The sequence below is a fragment of the Marinobacter sediminum genome, assembly GCF_023657445.1.
GTDB classification, from domain to species: domain Bacteria; phylum Pseudomonadota; class Gammaproteobacteria; order Pseudomonadales; family Oleiphilaceae; genus Marinobacter; species Marinobacter sediminum_A.
In genome coordinates, this window is record NZ_JAGTWY010000001.1 from 3,167,082 (window position 1) to 3,184,233 (window position 17,152).

15 protein-coding genes are annotated in these 17,152 nt (G+C 57.3%); 5 read left to right on the top strand and 10 right to left on the bottom strand.

From position 1 onward, the window contains the following. Positions 1 to 18: 18 nt before the first annotated feature. A complete protein-coding gene (rlmE, locus tag KFJ24_RS14935) occupies positions 19 to 639 on the bottom strand; it encodes a 23S rRNA (uridine(2552)-2'-O)-methyltransferase RlmE (protein ID WP_250831881.1) in 621 nt (206 codons plus the stop codon). A 162-nt stretch (positions 640 to 801) separates the two neighbouring features. Here rlmE and KFJ24_RS14940 point away from each other — a divergent pair, with 162 nt between their 5' ends. Next, positions 802 to 1,542 carry a TrmH family RNA methyltransferase gene (locus KFJ24_RS14940; protein WP_250831882.1) on the top strand — a complete coding sequence of 247 codons (741 nt, stop codon included), beginning with the start codon at positions 802 to 804 and terminating at the stop codon, positions 1,540 to 1,542. A 112-nt stretch (positions 1,543 to 1,654) separates the two neighbouring features. Further along, complete coding sequence (locus KFJ24_RS14945) at positions 1,655 to 2,314, top strand: transglutaminase-like domain-containing protein (protein WP_250831883.1); 660 nt, start codon at positions 1,655 to 1,657, stop codon at positions 2,312 to 2,314. Positions 2,315 to 2,368: 54 nt separating this feature from the next. On the opposite strand, the gene KFJ24_RS14950 is transcribed toward KFJ24_RS14945, so the two are convergent. Both KFJ24_RS14950 and ahpF read right to left on the bottom strand, forming a co-directional pair. Further along, positions 2,369 to 3,136 carry a substrate-binding periplasmic protein gene (locus KFJ24_RS14950; RefSeq protein WP_250831884.1) on the bottom strand — a complete coding sequence of 256 codons (768 nt, stop codon included), beginning with the start codon at positions 3,134 to 3,136 and terminating at the stop codon, positions 2,369 to 2,371. A gap of 197 nt (positions 3,137 to 3,333) precedes the next feature. After that, a complete protein-coding gene (gene ahpF, locus KFJ24_RS14955) occupies positions 3,334 to 4,920 on the bottom strand; it encodes an alkyl hydroperoxide reductase subunit F (RefSeq protein WP_250831885.1) in 1,587 nt (528 codons plus the stop codon). Between the two features lie 257 nt (positions 4,921 to 5,177). Between ahpF and KFJ24_RS14960 the strand changes: the two genes are divergently transcribed. From KFJ24_RS14960 to KFJ24_RS14970, 3 genes are all read left to right on the top strand, one after another. After that, a complete protein-coding gene (locus KFJ24_RS14960) occupies positions 5,178 to 5,909 on the top strand; it encodes a DUF3581 domain-containing protein (RefSeq protein ID WP_250831886.1) in 732 nt (243 codons plus the stop codon). 76 nt (positions 5,910 to 5,985) lie between these two features. After that, positions 5,986 to 8,835: a cation-translocating P-type ATPase gene (locus tag KFJ24_RS14965; protein ID WP_250831887.1), complete on the top strand. Its 2,850-nt coding sequence runs from the start codon at positions 5,986 to 5,988 to the stop codon at positions 8,833 to 8,835. Between the two features lie 48 nt (positions 8,836 to 8,883). Next, positions 8,884 to 9,360 (top strand): peroxiredoxin, encoded by a 477-nt coding sequence (locus tag KFJ24_RS14970; protein ID WP_250831888.1) that lies wholly within the window; start codon positions 8,884 to 8,886, stop codon positions 9,358 to 9,360. 125 nt (positions 9,361 to 9,485) lie between these two features. On the opposite strand, the gene ahpC is transcribed toward KFJ24_RS14970, so the two are convergent. The 7 genes from ahpC to KFJ24_RS15005 all read right to left on the bottom strand — a co-directional run bounded on the left by ahpC (position 9,486) and on the right by KFJ24_RS15005 (position 17,100). Then, positions 9,486 to 10,049 (bottom strand): alkyl hydroperoxide reductase subunit C, encoded by a 564-nt coding sequence (ahpC, locus tag KFJ24_RS14975; protein WP_250831889.1) that lies wholly within the window; start codon positions 10,047 to 10,049, stop codon positions 9,486 to 9,488. A gap of 212 nt (positions 10,050 to 10,261) precedes the next feature. Continuing rightward, positions 10,262 to 11,479, bottom strand: a complete 1,218-nt coding sequence (locus KFJ24_RS14980) for a BCCT family transporter (RefSeq protein WP_250831890.1) — start codon at positions 11,477 to 11,479, stop codon at positions 10,262 to 10,264. Positions 11,480 to 11,719: 240 nt separating this feature from the next. After that, positions 11,720 to 13,405: a choline dehydrogenase gene (betA, locus tag KFJ24_RS14985; protein ID WP_250831891.1), complete on the bottom strand. Its 1,686-nt coding sequence runs from the start codon at positions 13,403 to 13,405 to the stop codon at positions 11,720 to 11,722. 27 nt (positions 13,406 to 13,432) lie between these two features. After that, positions 13,433 to 14,890 carry a betaine-aldehyde dehydrogenase gene (gene betB / locus KFJ24_RS14990; protein ID WP_434968040.1) on the bottom strand — a complete coding sequence of 486 codons (1,458 nt, stop codon included), beginning with the start codon at positions 14,888 to 14,890 and terminating at the stop codon, positions 13,433 to 13,435. Positions 14,891 to 14,921: 31 nt separating this feature from the next. Next, positions 14,922 to 15,554 carry a transcriptional regulator BetI gene (betI, locus tag KFJ24_RS14995; RefSeq protein WP_250831893.1) on the bottom strand — a complete coding sequence of 211 codons (633 nt, stop codon included), beginning with the start codon at positions 15,552 to 15,554 and terminating at the stop codon, positions 14,922 to 14,924. 190 nt (positions 15,555 to 15,744) lie between these two features. Next, positions 15,745 to 15,954 (bottom strand): acetyltransferase, encoded by a 210-nt coding sequence (locus KFJ24_RS15000; RefSeq protein WP_250831894.1) that lies wholly within the window; start codon positions 15,952 to 15,954, stop codon positions 15,745 to 15,747. Between the two features lie 36 nt (positions 15,955 to 15,990). Continuing rightward, entirely contained in the window at positions 15,991 to 17,100 is a 1,110-nt protein-coding gene (locus tag KFJ24_RS15005) for a histone deacetylase family protein (RefSeq protein WP_250831895.1), read from the bottom strand. Between the last annotated feature and the right edge of the window lie 52 nt (positions 17,101 to 17,152).

Sequence of the window (17,152 nt, forward strand, 5' to 3'; positions counted from 1 at the left end):
GAACAACCCGACGAGGCACTAGCCCTTGAAGCCCTTGCCCAGGATGTAGACCTCCCGGGAGCGTGCGCGGGATGAATCCGGCTTGCGCACCACCACTTTGTCGAATACTGCCCGCACCGCTTTCAGGTACTCGTCGTAGCCTTCGCCCTGAAAAACCTTGGCCAGAAAGTTTCCTTTGGGTTTGAGCACCTGGCACGCCATATCCAGCGCCAGTTCCACCAGATACATGGACGACGCCTGATCAGCCACCATCACCCCGCTGATGTTTGGAGCCATGTCGGAAATCACCACATCCACCGGTGAATCACCCAGGGTGGCCATGATCTCATCGAACACCTCGTTCTCGGTGAAATCACCCTGAAGGAATTCCACCCCGGCTATCGGATCCATGTTCAGGATGTCAGAGGCAATGACCCGGCCCCTGTGCCCAACGAGTTTTGCCGCAACCTGTGACCAGCCGCCCGGCGCTGACCCCAGATCCATAACCACCATATTGGGGTGAATCAGCCGGTCCTTCTTGTTGATTTCAAGGAGCTTGTAGCTGGCTCGTGAACGATAGCCGTCCAACTGTGCCTGTTTCACGAAGGGGTCGTTTACATGCTCTTCGAGCCAGCGGTTACTGCTTTTCGATCGGGCCATAGGGAATCATCATTACGGAAAGAACCAGTGCGCTATTGTACGTGCCGCGCACTCGCCCGGCAAAATCCTGACAACCGGCCCCGGCGCACGTACAATCAGCTCACTTTGCATCCGACCTGACCAGCCGCTGGAAGGTCTCAAGAGCATTATCGGGCGAGCACCGTGAAACTGAATGACATCCGGAAACTGCACCAGAAAAAATATCGCCAGGCCCTGGGGCACTATCTGGTCGAGGGCGAACACCTGGTACTGGAACTGCAGAAGGCCGCTACCCGCCAGCCAGCGCTGATGAATGCAGAGTTGTATGTAACCGCCGCCTACGAGCATTGGCAGAGCGCCTTCACCACCCACCTGGTCAGTGATCGCCAGATGGCACAACTGGCCGACACCCAAAGCCCCCAGGGTATTCTGGCTGTGGTTCCCATGCCCAAGCAGGAGAACAACTCTGAATCGGCGACTGTCCCGGGCGAAAAAGCCGTTTACCTGCACGAAGTCCAGGACCCCGGCAACCTCGGGACGATTTTACGCACCCTGGCGTGGTTTGGCGGTTTTCGCTGCCTGCTCAGCCCCGGCAGTGTCGATCCCTACAACCCGAAAGTGGTACGTGCCAGCATGGGCGCTATCTTCCACGTGCCCATGGAAACCGACGTCCCACTGGATAGCCTGGGCAACCGCTACACCCGCATTGCCTGCCTGGACCTGGACGGAAACCCGCTGACGGCGGAAGGTTTCGGAGACCACGACTGCTTCCTGTTCGGTAATGAGGCACGAGGCGTTCCGAAGGAGGCCCTTAAGCAGCTGGGAGCAAGGCCTTACACCATTCAGGGACGAGGTGAAATAGAGTCCCTGAATCTGGCCTCTGCGGTCAATATGTGTACCTATGAATTGATGCGGAGCCAGTGAACAGAGCCTGATGTGAGCAGTTTCGACAGTGATTGTGGCGGATATCGTCATTGCCTGTAGCTTGCTCATTGGCGACCATCATAGCCTCATGCCACGACTCTGATTCGTCACTATGGAACGCTACCTCCAGCCCACCACATTCTTTGACTACGAGCAGCCCGAGCTAAAGGCGTGGATTGCCAATCAACTCACTGGTGTATCCGACGATCCTGTTGAGCAGGCGAAAGCCCTCTATCTGGCGGTGCGAGACAGTGTAAGTTACAACCCTTATGTGTTCCGGACCGACGCCAAAACCTTCAGTGCCAGCTACGCACTGACCAGCGGCGAAACCTACTGCATCCCCAAGGCTGTTCTGCTCGGCGCCGCCGCCCGGTCGGCAGGCATTCCCAGCCGTCTCGGTCTGGCTGATGTCCGCAATCATCTGTCCAGCCCGAAACTGATCGAATGGCTCCAGTCAGATATTTTCCGAATGCACGGTTTTATCGAACTTTACCTGAACGGACAGTGGGTGAAAGCGACTCCCGCCTTCAACAAACAGTTGTGCGAAATGATGAAGGTGGAACCACTGGAATTCGACGGTGTCCACGATTCCGTTTTCCAGGAATACACCGCATCAGGACAGGCGCACATGGAATACGTAAATGACCACGGCCTGTTCGACGACGTACCTCATGATTTCATCGTCGCCGGTGTCCGCGCAGCCTACGGTCATCTGTTTCCGGACAATGAAGAGGAGCGTTTTGAAGGCAGTCTGGAGGAGGACCTCAAGTAAACCCGGCGCCGGCCTATCCGGAAAAGCCCGGCCATTCATCCACTGCGTGCATGTTCAATGGTATCCCTCAGCCGGTGTCACCTTGTTGCTATCAAAGTCCACATACAGCGGGCCAGCGATTTCCTGATAGCCGCCGGCCATCTTGAGCCGTCTCAACTCCGCAGACAACACCCGCAAAAACGCCCGGTTGCGCTCAGTATTATGACAGGTAAGCCGGTCATAACTCTCCAGTAACGGATGCTCCGGGGCGTAGGAAAGTTTGTCCAGATAAGGCCGGACATCGGGAATGGCCGCAATCATGGTGTCGAAGCGACCATACTCCAGCATTGCAACATTCAGGGCATCGGTTCTGGACCAGTTCACGTAGATATTTCGACCCTCAAGAACGGGGTCCAGATATGTCTCATGGCCTATCACCGCCCCCACCTCGTGTCCCTCAAGTGCCGTAAGGCTTGAAGGAGGCACCTTATCCTTCAGGACAAAGAGGTAATAACTGAACTTTCCCAATGGAAAACTCGCAATGACCGCCTCTTCACCCAGGCGACCCTCAAGCACTTCCGTAAAGGAATAAATACAATCTGCCTCGTCATTGTTAAAGACCAGCATGGTGCGTTTATAGGGGTAGAACCTCTCCTGAATATCGAAATCCAGAGCTTCCAGGGCACGCCTCATGATTCTCTGATAAACACCATCCTGATTCTTGGTCAGCAGATTGGAGATATTGGGGACAGCTACACGAATGGGCTCTGCCGGGTGAACGTAGCTGGATAACATGAGCGAGCAAAGCACAGCTGAAAACAGGGAGAGAACAGAACGTTTCATACAGAGAAGTGCGTCCGTGACGCGCGAAGTGACTACTTTATGTACAGGCCATAAGTATGACAAGGCCATGAAAGAGTAGCCAGTAAAACCGTGTAACAGGTCACGGCCATGACCGCTGCACAAGAGCAAAAAAAGGGGCACCGGATCACACCGATGCCCCTTTTCGCTCTCATCACCGGAAAACGACCTTCACGGTCTTAAGCCGCCTGCTCTTCGTCCTCTTCTACAGAGTTACGGATCAGGAAGTCAAAGGCGCTCAGTGCAGCCTTGGAACCTTCACCCATGGAGATGACGATTTGCTTGTAGGGCACGGTAGTCGCATCGCCTGCCGCGAAGATCCCCGGAATGGAGGTTTCGTTGCGCTCGTTAACGACAATCTCACCGTGCTGGCTCAGCTCGATATCACCTTTCAGCCATTCGGTGTTTGGCACCAGGCCAATCTGGACGAACACACCTTCCAGGGCAAGGTGGTGCTCTTCACCGGTGTTGCGATCCTTGTAATTAAGGCCGCTGACCCTGCCATTTTCACCGGTGATCTCGGTCGTCTGGCCGGACGTGATGATTTCCACGTTTTTGAGGCTACGCAGCTTCTTCTGCAAAACCTCGTCGGCCCGCATCTCGGCGCCAAACTCAATCAGCGTTACATGCCCGACGATACCGGCCAGGTCGATGGCCGCTTCTACACCCGAGTTACCGCCGCCGATAACAGACACACGCTTGCCCTTGAACAACGGGCCGTCACAATGCGGGCAATAGGCTACACCCTTGTTCCGGTATTCCTCTTCGCCCGGAACACCCATCTGACGCCAGCGTGCACCGGTGGAAAGCACAAGCGTGCGAGACTTCAAAGACGCACCATTGGCCAGGCGAACTTCATGCAACCCACCGCGTTTGGTGGCCGGAATCAGCTTCTCGGCACGCTGCATGTTCATGATATCCACTTCGTACTCTGTTACATGCTGCTCCATCGCAGCCACCAGCTTGGGCCCTTCGGTATAAGGCACAGAGATCAGGTTCTCGATCCCCATGGTATCGGCCACCTGGCCACCGAAGCGCTCGGCAGCAATACCCGTCGCAATCCCCTTACGAGCGGCATAGATGGCAGCAGAGGAACCCGCCGGGCCACCACCTACCACCAGGACATCGAAGTCATCCTTCTGGCTGATCTTCTCCGCCTCTTTCTCGTCGGACCTGGTGTCGAGCCTGGCAACAATCTCTTCCATGGTCATGCGGCCCTGGCCCCACGGCTCACCGTTCAGGTAAACATTGGGCACGGCCATCACTTCCCGCTTTTCCACTTCATCCTGGAACAGGGCGCCATCGATAGCAGTGTGCTTGACGTTCGGGTTCAGCACGCTCATCAGGTTCAAAGCCTGAACCACATCGGGGCAGTTCTGGCAGGACAGGGAAAAGTAGGTTTCGAACTCGAATTCGCCGTCCAGGGACTTGATCTGCTCAATAACGTCCTGGGACGCCTTGGACGGATGCCCACCCACCTGCAGCAGAGCCAGTACCAGAGAGGTGAATTCATGGCCCATGGGAATGCCGGCGAAACGGACGCCAGCATCGGCGCCAACACGGTTGATGGCAAAAGAAGGGCGACGAACGTCCTGAGCCTCTTCAGTACGCAGGCTGATCTTGTCAGACATCGACTCAATTTCTTCCAGCAGCTGCTTCAGCTCCTGAGATTTGTCACCGTCGTCATAGGCCGCTACCAGCTCAATCGGCTGTTGCAGCTTTTCCATGTAGGCTTTCAGCTGTTCCTTGATGTTGGCATCCAACATATCGCGTTTCCCCTTGAGATGTCTTAATACTGAATGTCTGAGTTCAAACGAACTGTGATCAGAAGATGCGTCGACGATACGGGCTGGCAATAAAATGCTCAAATTAATTGGCACAAACTGTTTGATAGCCCATTACTATATAGCCACCATTAACCCGGACAATGTCTGGACCAATAGCGCATATCCATTCACGCTGCAGCCAAGTACCATGGTAAAGGGCGTCACGACCCACCCCTTGCACTCAGAATAGGCAAAGCATGTTTCTAGACCGTTTTTACTCCATCCAGGACGGACGCGTATACATTACCGCGCGTCAGGCCAGCCAGTTCGCCAAGGAGGTCGCGGGTGACTTCAACCCGATCCACGACCCTGACGCGCGCCGCTTTTGTGTGCCGGGGGATCTGCTGTTTGCGGTTGTCCTGTCCCGTTTCGGGCTGTCGAAGAACATGACGTTCCAGTTCCGAAGCCTGCTCGGCGACGCTGTTCCCCTGGAATTCCGGGAAAACGGAGAAGGAACCATCGAGGTCTGTGACCAGGGCGGAAAGGTCTACCTTGAAGTGAACCGGAGCGGTGAAAATACCGATGATGAAAAGGTCATCGAGGACTTTACCCGCAGCTACGTGGCCGCGTCCGGCAAGAACTTCCCCCATACCCTGAAGCCACTCATGGAATCCCGGGGCGTCATGTTCAACCCGGACCGTCCCATGGTGATGTACGAAAGCATGAGCCTTGCGCTGGACAGCCTGGACACCACCTCGTCTGAACTGGAGCTGCACAACGCCGACCTCGAACCGGCTGGCAAGCGCGGCAACGTCACCCTTGAATACCAGCTGATCACCGACGGGAAACCAGTTGGCGAAGTCGCCAAGCGCCTGATCCTTGGTAGTCTGCGGCCCTATTGCCCGGATGCCATGGCGAACGTGATCGAGGAATTCTATCGGCTCAAGGCCCGCGGCTCGCAAGTTGGCAACGAAACCTCCGGCTCCTGATACAGATCGGTTTTCCGGCCTTTACTTCCGTCTACAATGATCCTTGTGACCTTACGCCTCACAAGGATGAACGGAGATGGTTGAACGAACGCCAAGAGAACAGATGGCCGCCTATCGGCTTTCTCCGGCTGCTGTCATTGCCGCACTGGGAAGTCAGGAACATCAGGGCCTTAGCGGCAATGAGGCCAGAGCCCGCCTGGAACGTGAAGGCCCGAATGAACTAACCTCCGCCAAGCCGGTTCCCGGCTGGCGAAAACTGCTCGCCCAGTTCACCGATACCCTGGTCATCCTGCTGCTGATCGCGGCTGGCGTATCACTGGCACTCTGGCTGTTCGAGCGGCATTCGGAGCTGCCTTACGAGGCCATTGCGATCCTGGCCATTGTGTTGCTCAACGCCGGCATGGGTTATGTCCAGCAGGCGCGGGCAGAGCAGGCCGTTGCCGCCCTGCGCCGGATGGCGGCCGCAAAGGCCCGGGTGATTCGCGATGGTGAACAACGGAGCATACCAGCCAGCGACGTTGTTACCGGCGACATCATCCTGATGGAAGAAGGCGATACCATCCCCGCCGACGCCCGTCTGATCCATTCCGTCGCCCTGCAAACCTCCGAAGCCGCGCTCACCGGCGAGAGCCTGCCCGAAGCCAAGGAGCCGGAAACCATAACCGGAGAGGCGGCTATCGGCGACCGCCAGAATATGGTTTTCAGCGGCACTGCCGTCACCTATGGCCGCGGCACTGCCGTGGTGACCGCCACTGGCATGCAGACCCAGATGGGGCAGATAGCCGGCATGCTGGACGAGGCCCCACCGGAAACCACACCGCTGCAGGAGGATCTTGCCCGGGTCGGGAGGCTGCTGGGGTTGGTGGTTATCGCCATCGCCGTGGTGATGATCGTCACCATCATCCTGCTCGAGCATGTCAGCGGCTTTTCCGCCATTTTCGATGTCCTTATCCTCGGCGTCGCACTTGCGGTCGCGGCAGTGCCGGAAGGATTGCCGGCGGTAGTTACCGCGGTTCTTGCCCTCGGGGTTCAACGCATGGCGCGCCGTAACGCCATTGTTCGCCACCTTGCGGCCGTTGAGACCCTGGGCTCTGCCAACATAATCGCCTCTGACAAAACCGGCACCCTCACCCGCAATGAGATGACCGTGCGAACCGTGGTCACTGCCAGTGGCCGGGTCACCCTCTCGGGTACGGGCTATGAGCCGGTTGGCGACGTTACGGCAGACCCTCCCCCCTATGGCGATGGCGCCGACACTATGGACCGGGCTCTGCGGCTGGAACTGGAACGCGCCCTGACCGTCGGTGACCGCGCCACCAATGCGGAACTGCAGGAGGAAGACGGCCAATGGACCATCCAGGGTGATCCCACCGAGGGCGCACTGATTGTCGCCGCCCGCAAGATCGGACTGGCGGACGAAATGCTGGACCACAGGTACCAGCGGGTGGGCGAGGTGCCGTTCTCGTCGGAACGGAAACTGATGTCTACCCTCAACACCGACCGCCAGCAGCGGGAACACATCCAGGTGTTCACCAAAGGCGCGCCCGATGTGTTATTGGGACGCTGCACCCGTGAGCGGGTCGGCGACAGCACCCGCTCACTTACCCCTGAACGCCGCATTGAAATCCTCGACCTCAACGAACAGCTGGCCCGGGAGGCCCTGCGCACCCTCGGGGTCGCCGCCAAGGTGCTGCCGGCTGACGACTTCGAACCGGAAGATGTCGATGAGGAACTGGAGAAAGACTTGGTCTTTGTCGGGCTGATTGGCATGATTGACCCACCCAGGGAGGAAGCCAGGCAAGCCGTTGCCCATGCCAGGGCAGCCGGTATCCGACCCGTGATGATCACCGGCGATCATCCGGTCACCGCAGCGGTCATTGCCGAAGAACTCGGCATCTGCAGCGATGGCCGTGCGGTTTCCGGTGCGGATATCGACCGAATGCCGGACGAGGCGCTGAACCATACGGTGCGTGAAGTATCGGTCTATGCCCGAGTGAATCCAGAGCACAAACTTCGCATCGTCAAGGCGCTACAGAAAGACAGGGCGATCGTGGCCATGACCGGGGATGGCGTGAACGATGCCCCCGCCCTGAAAACGGCCGATATCGGGATTGCCATGGGCATTAGCGGAACCGACGTCTCCCGTGAAGCATCCGATATCATTCTTGCGGATGACAACTTCGCCTCAATCGTGGCTGCGGTAGAAGAAGGCCGCACCATCTTCGCCAACATTCGTAAATTTCTGCGTTACCTGCTGTCGTCGAACATTGGCGAGGTGATGACGATGTTTTTTGGCGTATTGCTGGCCGATATGATCGGGCTGGCTGAAAGCGTCGACGGCCTTGCCTTGCCACTGCTGGCCACGCAAATCCTGTGGGTCAATATGGTTACCGACGGCGCACCCGCCCTCGCTCTCGGCCTTGACCCCGGGGATGCAGAGGCCATGACGCGACCACCAAGACCGCGGGACGAAGGCGTGATAACACGCAGAATGTGGGCCGGCATCGTTTTTGTCGGCTCCATAACGGCGACAGGCACCCTGTTTGTGCTGGACGCCTCCCTTCCCGGCGGCCTCGTGGCGGGTGAAGGCAGCCTCGACTATGCCCAGACCATGGCGTTCACAACCCTGGTTCTGTTCTCTCTGTTTACCGTGTTCATTTCAAGGTCCGACGAACAGAGCGCCTTCACAGGGCTATTCTCCAACGCCTGGCTCTGGGGTGCCGTTGGCCTGTCCCTGGCACTGCAAGTGGCGGTGGTCTACCTGCCCGTTCTGCAGAAAGCATTCTCCACCGTTAGCCTCAGCCTTCACGACTGGCTCTTTTGTGCCGCGGTTGCCAGCTCGGTGTTATGGCTCCGGGAAATAAGCAAACTCATCACCCGATTCAGAAACCCACCGCTTGGTCCGCCCGCAGAAAACAGCGTATAAACAGGACAGCAGAATACTTTGCCAACACACCCAGTGGAGATGACAACAATGGCGATCCAGACCGGCGACACGTTACCGAATATTGAACTGCAGGTGATGGGCGAAAAAGGCCCGGAAAAAGTGAACACTGGCGACCTGTTCGCCGGCAAGAAAGTGGTGATCTTTGCCGTGCCTGGTGCCTTCACACCGACCTGCTCCAGGGCACACCTGCCAGGTTTTGTGGTCGATGCAGACAAGATCAAGGCCAAGGGTGTGGACAGCATCATCTGCACCTCGGTTAACGATACCTTCGTCATGGATGCCTGGGGCAAGGCCCACAATGCCGAAGAAATCATCATGCTTGCAGACGGGCTGGGCGAATTCGCCGAGGCTATTGGCCTGACCCAGGATCGCACCGCCAGCCAGATGGGCATCCGGAGCCAGCGTTACGCCATGATCGTGAACGACGGCACCGTACAGTCCCTCGATATCGATGAGCAGGGCCTCGAGAAAACCAGTTCGGAGGCCATTCTCGCCCGTCTTTAACCAGGGCCGTGCGTCGAAAAAATGACGTGCCCCAAACGCAACAAACCCCGGAAAACCGGGGTTTGTCAGCAGTATCGGGCCTGCTGTGCAGGCCCTTACTTATCGCTTAGCCTGAAGAGGAAAGCTTAGATCTTGCCAACCAGGTCCAGAGACGGAGCAAGCGTCTCTTCGCCTTCTTTCCACTTGGCCGGGCATACTTCGCCAGGATGATTGCGAACGTACTGAGCCGCTTTCACCTTGCGCATCAGATCGTCTGCATCACGGCCAATGCCTTCCGCAGTGATTTCCATCGCCTGGATGACACCATCCGGATCGATCAGGAAGGTGGCACGGTCTGCCAGGCCCTGGCCTTCACGCATTACACCGAAATTGTTGGTGATGGTGCCAGTCTGGTCGCCAACCATGTAGTAGTTGATCTTGCCGATGGTCTCGGAGCTGTCGTGCCATGCTTTGTGGGTGAAGTGAGTGTCGGTGGACACAGAGAACACTTCAACGCCCAGCTTTTGCAGTTCTTCGTACTTGTCTGCTACATCGCCCAGCTCGGTCGGGCATACGAAGGTAAAGTCGGCCGGATAGAAGAAAAATACAGCCCACTTGCCCTGAACGTCCGCTTCGCTGATGTCAACGAACTCGCCCTGTTTGAAAGCGGTTGCGTTAAACGGTTTGATCTCGCTGTTAATGATGCCCATTAAAGCTAACTCCTTGATGATGAATTTACGATTCGATGAATTTACAGGAGCCACGGTACGGATTTTGTCAGCTCGGATAAAATTGATAATTCCCAACCAAGGCATAGGCTAAGCCTATTCCTGCCCTTCAAGCCATCCAAACCCGTTCCGCAAGGCCTCACAGCGGTCGCTCCCAGTCCGTGAAGCGACGGCTGAAGGCTATTGATGGGGGCTCAACCTGCCAGTTCAACCTTATGAAAATCAAGAATATTTTCTTCCGGTGACGCCTTTATGGCGGCCACTTCCGACCGTTTCTTCGTCAGGATGTATGCAAAACAGCCAAAGTACAGGGCGATCACCAGGGCACCGACCCACTGAATCCGCAGGAAGTCGAGCTGGAACAACATGGTCAGGCCGATCATGGCCAGGAAGTTGAACACCACATAGTTGGCCCGGCCCAGGCGCTCAGCTGTCAGGTTCAGGTTGTCGGTATAGAGCCGGATCAGGGAATCCAGTGAGTTCACCACCATCAGCACCCCGACCGTAATCATCGCGATGTTGGTGAAGGCCGCAACCTTCAGGCCTGCGTCGTGATAGTGGAACAGGACCGAGAACCACACGCCGATGGCGATGGACGGAATCGCCAGCATGGCGATCAGCAACTGCCAGGTCCGGATGCCACTGACGAAACGGGCGGTGAACTGACCAATCATGATGCTCCAGGAAAACCACCAGAACAGATAGAACTCGTGGTAGTCATTGATCGGAAGGGCAAACTGGTGAATGTTGGTGAAATACTCGCCCAGCATGCCGACTGTCCCGAAGAAATCATCCGGGGATCCGCCATCCATCGCAAAGGCGCGCACCCACATACCGGCAATCAGCGCAATGAACAGCACACTGGAGCTCAGGCTCAGGATACGAACGTATTTGATCTTGGAACTGGAATAGACCGCCAGCGCGATGGAAGCAAACACAATGGCATAGAAGGTCGGCACCACCGATTCACCGTCACCCACCTGCGGCAGATACCACGGCAGGTTAACCAGCAGCAGGTAGGCGGTAAAGGCGCAGGTACCGATGATGACCACGTTGTTGACCACTTTCACCAGCGGGATTTCAAAGAACTTCACCCGCGGTTCAATGATCGCGAAGTAGAAACAGGTCAGGAAATAGAAGCCCCAGATCAGGAAGGCCCAGAAGCCAAATTCAATGGCCAGCGGGTTGGCAAAGCCGTATTCCGGGCTTGAAGACAGGTCGCTATAGCCACCGAACTCGGTCAGCGGGAACATGATCAGCCCCACATCCAGACCGGAGGTGAACAGGATGGCAATAAAAGTCAGGGTGCGGACCGGTGTCACACCGATACACTGCACGTCCCACCATTTATAAAGGATCATAACAATGGCGGCGAAGGTAAAGATCAGGCCTGTAGATAACCAGAGTGTCATGAGGTCCTCCGGTTGCTTTCTTTCATTACAGTGAACAGCATGGGTGTTCCTCCTCTACTTTGAAGCTGTTGCTCTTTCGAATCGGACACAAACCCCCGCAGTGTTTGATGGCGGGCCAGGACTTGCCTATCTGGCGCGCAGGAAACAGCCGGCAGGGCCAGCGCGCTGATAGGGAAATCCTGATGGTTTGCGGAGAAGCCCGGAGGCATTGCACCTCCGGGCGGGAAGGGTGATGCGGTGCTAGTTAAGCGACCGCTTCGCCTGTCCCTGTCGCTGCCGCGCCTGCCAGTGGTCATCCATGGCCACAGGCGCGTCAGAAGGTTTCAGGGGCTCCTTGCCCCGAATCAGGTCGGCTGCCCGCTCGGCCACCATAATGGTGGGGGCGTTCAGGTTGCCGTTGGGTATGGTCGGGAAGATGGACGAGTCCACTACCCGGAGGTTTTTGATGCCACGGACACGGGTCTGTGGATCAACCACGGCCAGCTCGTCGGTGCCCATCTTGCAGGTGCAGGACGCGTGATAGGCGCTCTCCACCGCCTGCCGCACGAAGGCGTCGATCTGTTCGTCGGTCTGGACTTCCTCGCCCGGCTGGATTTCGGGGCCCCGATACTCATCCATGGCCGGCTGGTTGATGATTTCACGGGTCAGACGGACACAATCGCGAAAGCCTTCCCGATCCGCTTCGTGCTGCAGATAGTTGAACTGGATACGCGGCGCCTGTTTCGGGTCGGATGACTCCACATGCACAACGCCCCGGCTTCTCGGCTTGTTGTGACCAATATGCAACTGGAAGCCATCACCAGCAAACGCTTCTTTACCGTCATAACGCATGGCGGCGGGCAGGAAATGGTATTGCAGGTCCGGCCACTCAACGCCTGCTTTGGAACGGATGAAACCACAGGACTCGAAATGGTTGGTGGCGCCCAGGCCATCCTTTCTCAGGATCCAGCGGACACCGATTTTCAGCTTGTTCCACCAGTCGAGCTTGCTGTTGAGGGATACAGGCTTGTTGCAGCGGAACTGGAAATAGAACTCCAGGTGATCCTGCAAATTCTCGCCCACGCCCGGCAGTTCATGCTTTACCTCAATGCCGGCTTTATCCAGGACTTCGCGCTGACCAATCCCTGAAAGCTGCAACAGGTGCGGTGAACCAATGGAGCCGGCTGAGAGGATCACTTCTTCGGCGGCTTTGGCTTCGTGTACCTTGCCACCCTGCTCGTAACGCACACCGGTCGCGGTTTTACCGTCCAGCAGCACTTCGTGCACCAGGGCATGGGTCACCACCGTCAGGTTCGGACGCTGCATGGCCGGGCGAAGGTAGGCATTGGCCGTGGACCAGCGGCGACCGTTCTTCACCGTCATGTGCATGGCACCGAAGCCTTCCTGCTGGGCACCGTTATAATCGTTGGTGGGGAAATAACCGGCATCCACACCCGCGTCGACGAACGCCTTGTAAAGCGGGTTCTGCATGTTATTACCGTTGTTAACACCCAGCGGGCCAGACTCACCCCGGTAGTGGTCACCACCAAACGCCCAGGTTTCCGCCTTTTTGAAATACGGCAGCACATGCTGGTAATCCCAGCCGGTCGCGCCTTCCGAGTCCCACTCGTCGAAATCCCGGGCATGGCCACGCACATAGACCATGCCATTGATCGAGGAAGAACCACCGAGCACCTTGCCCCGGGGGCAGTGCATGCGACGGTTGTCCAGATACGGCTCCGGCTCGGTCTCGAACTGCCAGGCGTACTTTTTGGTGTTCATGGGAATGGACAGCGCCGTGGGCATCTGGATAAAGATACTCTTGTCACTGCCGCCGGTTTCCAGCAGCAGCACCTTGTGACGGGCGTCCTCGGTGAGGCGGTTGGCCAGTACGCAACCGGCAGAACCCGCGCCCACGATGATGTAGTCGTAGCGATTTTCTTTCATGCAATTGCTCCGGGTTGAGTCACTGGCTTAAAACGGCGCATCCAGGTCTTCCATGCCTACATACACCGACTTGATCTGGGTGTAGTAGTCGAGCGTGATCCTGCCGTTTTCGCGGCCAATGCCGGAAAGTTTGTAACCACCCACCGGCATTTCCGCCGGGGAAGCGCCGTAACTGTTGATCCAGCAGATACCGGCCTGAATCTGGTGAATCACCCGGTGCGCACGGCGGATATCGCTGGTGAACAGGCCCGCTGCCAGACCTGTATCGGTTCCGTTGGCCCGGGCAATGACCTCGTCCTCATCGGAAAAGGTGAGCACGGACATCACCGGCCCGAAGATTTCTTCCCGCACGATGCTCATGTCATCGGTGCAGTCGGTGAAAATGGTGGGCTCCACGAAATAGCCACCTTTGGAATCTTCCGGCTCGAAAGCTCGGCCACCGTGGGTGAGTGTCGCCCCTTCAGAGAGTCCTTTGGCGATGTAGTCCAGCACCAGCTCCTGATGCTTCCTGGAAATCAGGGCGCCAAAGTTGGTGTCCGGGTCCATCGGATCACCCGGCTTGATGTTCTTGCGGGTACGCTCCAGCAGACGGTCCATAAACCGCTCGTAGATATCTTCGTGGACAAACACCCGGGTGCCATTGGTGCAGATCTCGCCCTGGGTGTAGAAGTTGCCCACCATGGCGGCCGAGATGGCATTTTCCAGATCGGCATCGTCGAAGATAATCAGCGGCGACTTGCCGCCCAGTTCCATGGTGACGTCCTTGAGAGTGGAAGACGCCGCCGACATGACTTTCTTGCCGGTCGCGACCTCGCCGGTGAACGATACCTTGGCGATGGCCGGCTCGTGGGTGAGCCATTCGCCCACCTCGGCGGCACCCTGCAGCACGTTGAATACGCCGGCCGGAACACCAGCTTCAGCATAGATTTCCGCCAGCTTGATCGCACCCATGGGGGTTTCTTCTGACGGCTTGAAAATCATGGCATTACCGCAGGCCAGTGCCGGTGCGGATTTCCAGCAGGCGATCTGGATCGGGTAGTTCCAGGCACCAATTCCGGCACAAATACCAAGCGGCTCGCGACGGGTGTAATAGAAGTCACCGCCCAGATCCTGCTGGTTGCCTTCGATGGATGGGGCCAGACCGGCAAAGAACTCAACGGCATCGGTGCCCGTGACCACGTCCACGGCTTCCGCTTCCTGCCAGGGTTTGCCGGTATCGCGGACTTCGCAGGCCGCCAATTCGTCGTTGCGCTCACGCAGCAGGGCCACCGCCTTGAGCAGAATGCGGCTGCGCTCAATCGCAGGCTTCGCCGACCACTCGGCAAAGCCGGCCCGGGCGCTCTCAATGGCCGCCTGCTGCACGGATTCGTCAGCCACTTCCACCTCGTAGATCACCTCCCCGGTGGCCGGATTAACGACGGGGAACACCTCACCCGTGCTGTTGGCAAGAAAACGACCGTGGACAAAGTTCTGGAAACGGGGTATCGAATTGGACATAAACAGTGAAACCTCAAGATTATGAATTGGCTGTCTTTTTACGTAGCGGATGTAGCTGTTGTTTCTGTGCCTGCGCCAAGGTCTCATGCACAAAGCGCTTACACAGTGTTTCCGCGGCCTGGAAGCTCTCCTGCGGATCAATGCTCAACGCACTTCGCAACCAGAAGCCGTCGATCAGTGCCGCCGTTTGCCGAGACGCCGCAGTGGCCGCCTCTGGCGCCAGAACCTGGGCAAAGGAATAGCGCAGGTTGCTGAAGAGCCGCGCGTTGTTGATCTGTTGTAACCGTTGCAGCCCCGGCTCATGCATGGAACGCGCCCAGAAACTGAGCCAGGTTTTCGCCGCCAGCGACGAGCGCTGAAACTCGGAAAAATTGGACTCGATGATGCAGCCCAGGCGCTGCTCTGGCGAACCGTCTGTCTTCGCCATGCGTTCCCGCAACTCCTTGCCGAGTAGATCCAGCAAATACCGCGACGCCGCTTCGATCAGGCCCTGCTTGCCACCGAAATAGTGGCTGATGATGCCCGAGGACATCCCGGCCCGTTTGCTGATGCTGACGATGGTGGTATTCAGCATTCCCACCTCGGCGATGGACTCGATGGTGGCGTCGATCAGCTGCTGCTTCCGTGTGTCTTTCACTCCAACTTTTGGCATGGCGACTTCGCTGTACCCTCCGGTCCGCTTGGTTCAATTTTTTATTAATTGAACGTTCAATTAACGATAAGGCTACAGAAAAGATTACAGGCTTTCAACGTTGGTCAGAAAACGAACAGGTAAAAATAGGGAGTGCTTCGGAAAAACCTGAGTTTTACCGGGAGTTTGGGGGAGTTTTCAGCTTTTACTCTTACTTTCTTCGATAATCCGGATCCGTCCAGCATATCGGCAAGGATTCACCAGACGGGAAACTCAGTTCCGCCTTCAGGTAAAACTCTGCATCCTGGGCTTCCTCACCGTAATGCAGACTGCCTTTGACCCGGGTTTCATGGGGGTCGAACAGCAAACGGGTATCCAGCACCTCAATCAGGTGCCCGGTGGATTTCTCTGCCACAAACATATCGCGCTCCTGTTCCAATCATTTCAGGAAGACCAGTCACTGGTCAGAGGGTTCGTCGGAAAACGCGCTGAGGTGGAAGGCAATGGCCTCATCCACCGCATCCATCCCATATGACCTGGGTTCAGGAGCCGACCCGCCGGCGAGGACATCCAGAACAGAACGCACACCCTGGGCAAGCGACTCCGTGTTGTAGCCACCTTCCAGAACAAAGGCGATTCGACCGTCACAAAGCCGGTCTGCCAAAGACTGCACAATGCTCGTCATGGCGGCAAAGCCCTCGAAAGAGACGTTCAGGGCAAGGTCATACCAGTGTGCGTCAAAACCCGCCGAAACCAGAATCAAGTCCGGTTTAAAGTACTCTGCTGCCGGCACCAGTATCTCGTTTAAAGCCTTCAGGTAGGCCTCATCGCCGGCGCCGCCCGGCATGGGAACGTTTATCGTGGTGCCCTCTCCCATTCCTGCGCCAACATCCTCCAGGTTGCCACTGCCCGGATAAAAAGGCGAGGCCCGGTGAATATCGAAAAACATGACATGCGGGTCCGCCCAGAATATGTCCTGGGTACCATTGCCGTGATGTGCATCCCAATCGACGATCAGCACCCTCTTGCAGCCAAGCTCGGCCTGAGCGTGAGCCGCGGCAACGGCGACATTATTCAACAGGCAAAACCCTCTTGCGCGCACCGGTTCCGCATGGTGACCAGGGGGCCGAACCAGCGCAAAGGCACTTCCGGTACTGCCCGCAACCACTGCCTCAACGGCGGCGATAGCAGTGCCTGCGGCAACTTCAGCCGCCTCGATACTGCCGGGTGAAACCGCTGTGGTATCCACATCCAGCCAGGCGTTTTTGTCACGTAAGGAAAAGATGTCATCCAGGTAAGACTGGGTATGGACCCGGCCAAGCTGCTCCCGCGTGGCGGCCTTGCCGGGCTCAAACCGGACACCCGGGACCGGCTCACGCGTCAAAAGATCCATGATCGCGTGAATTCGGCCTGGATGCTCCGGGTATTTCCACTGCACATTCAGGCCGGCCAGAATCCCCCGAATGCGTTTATCCAGGCGGCCGGGAAGAAAGGCCGAATTGGCATCGGGGGCGTGATTGAGAACCCGTTCATCGTAAAACACGCTGACATCTCTGCGCTCTGCCACAGTTCGCTCCATCATTCCATCGTGGAGGGCACAGCGGCCACTGAGCGGACGC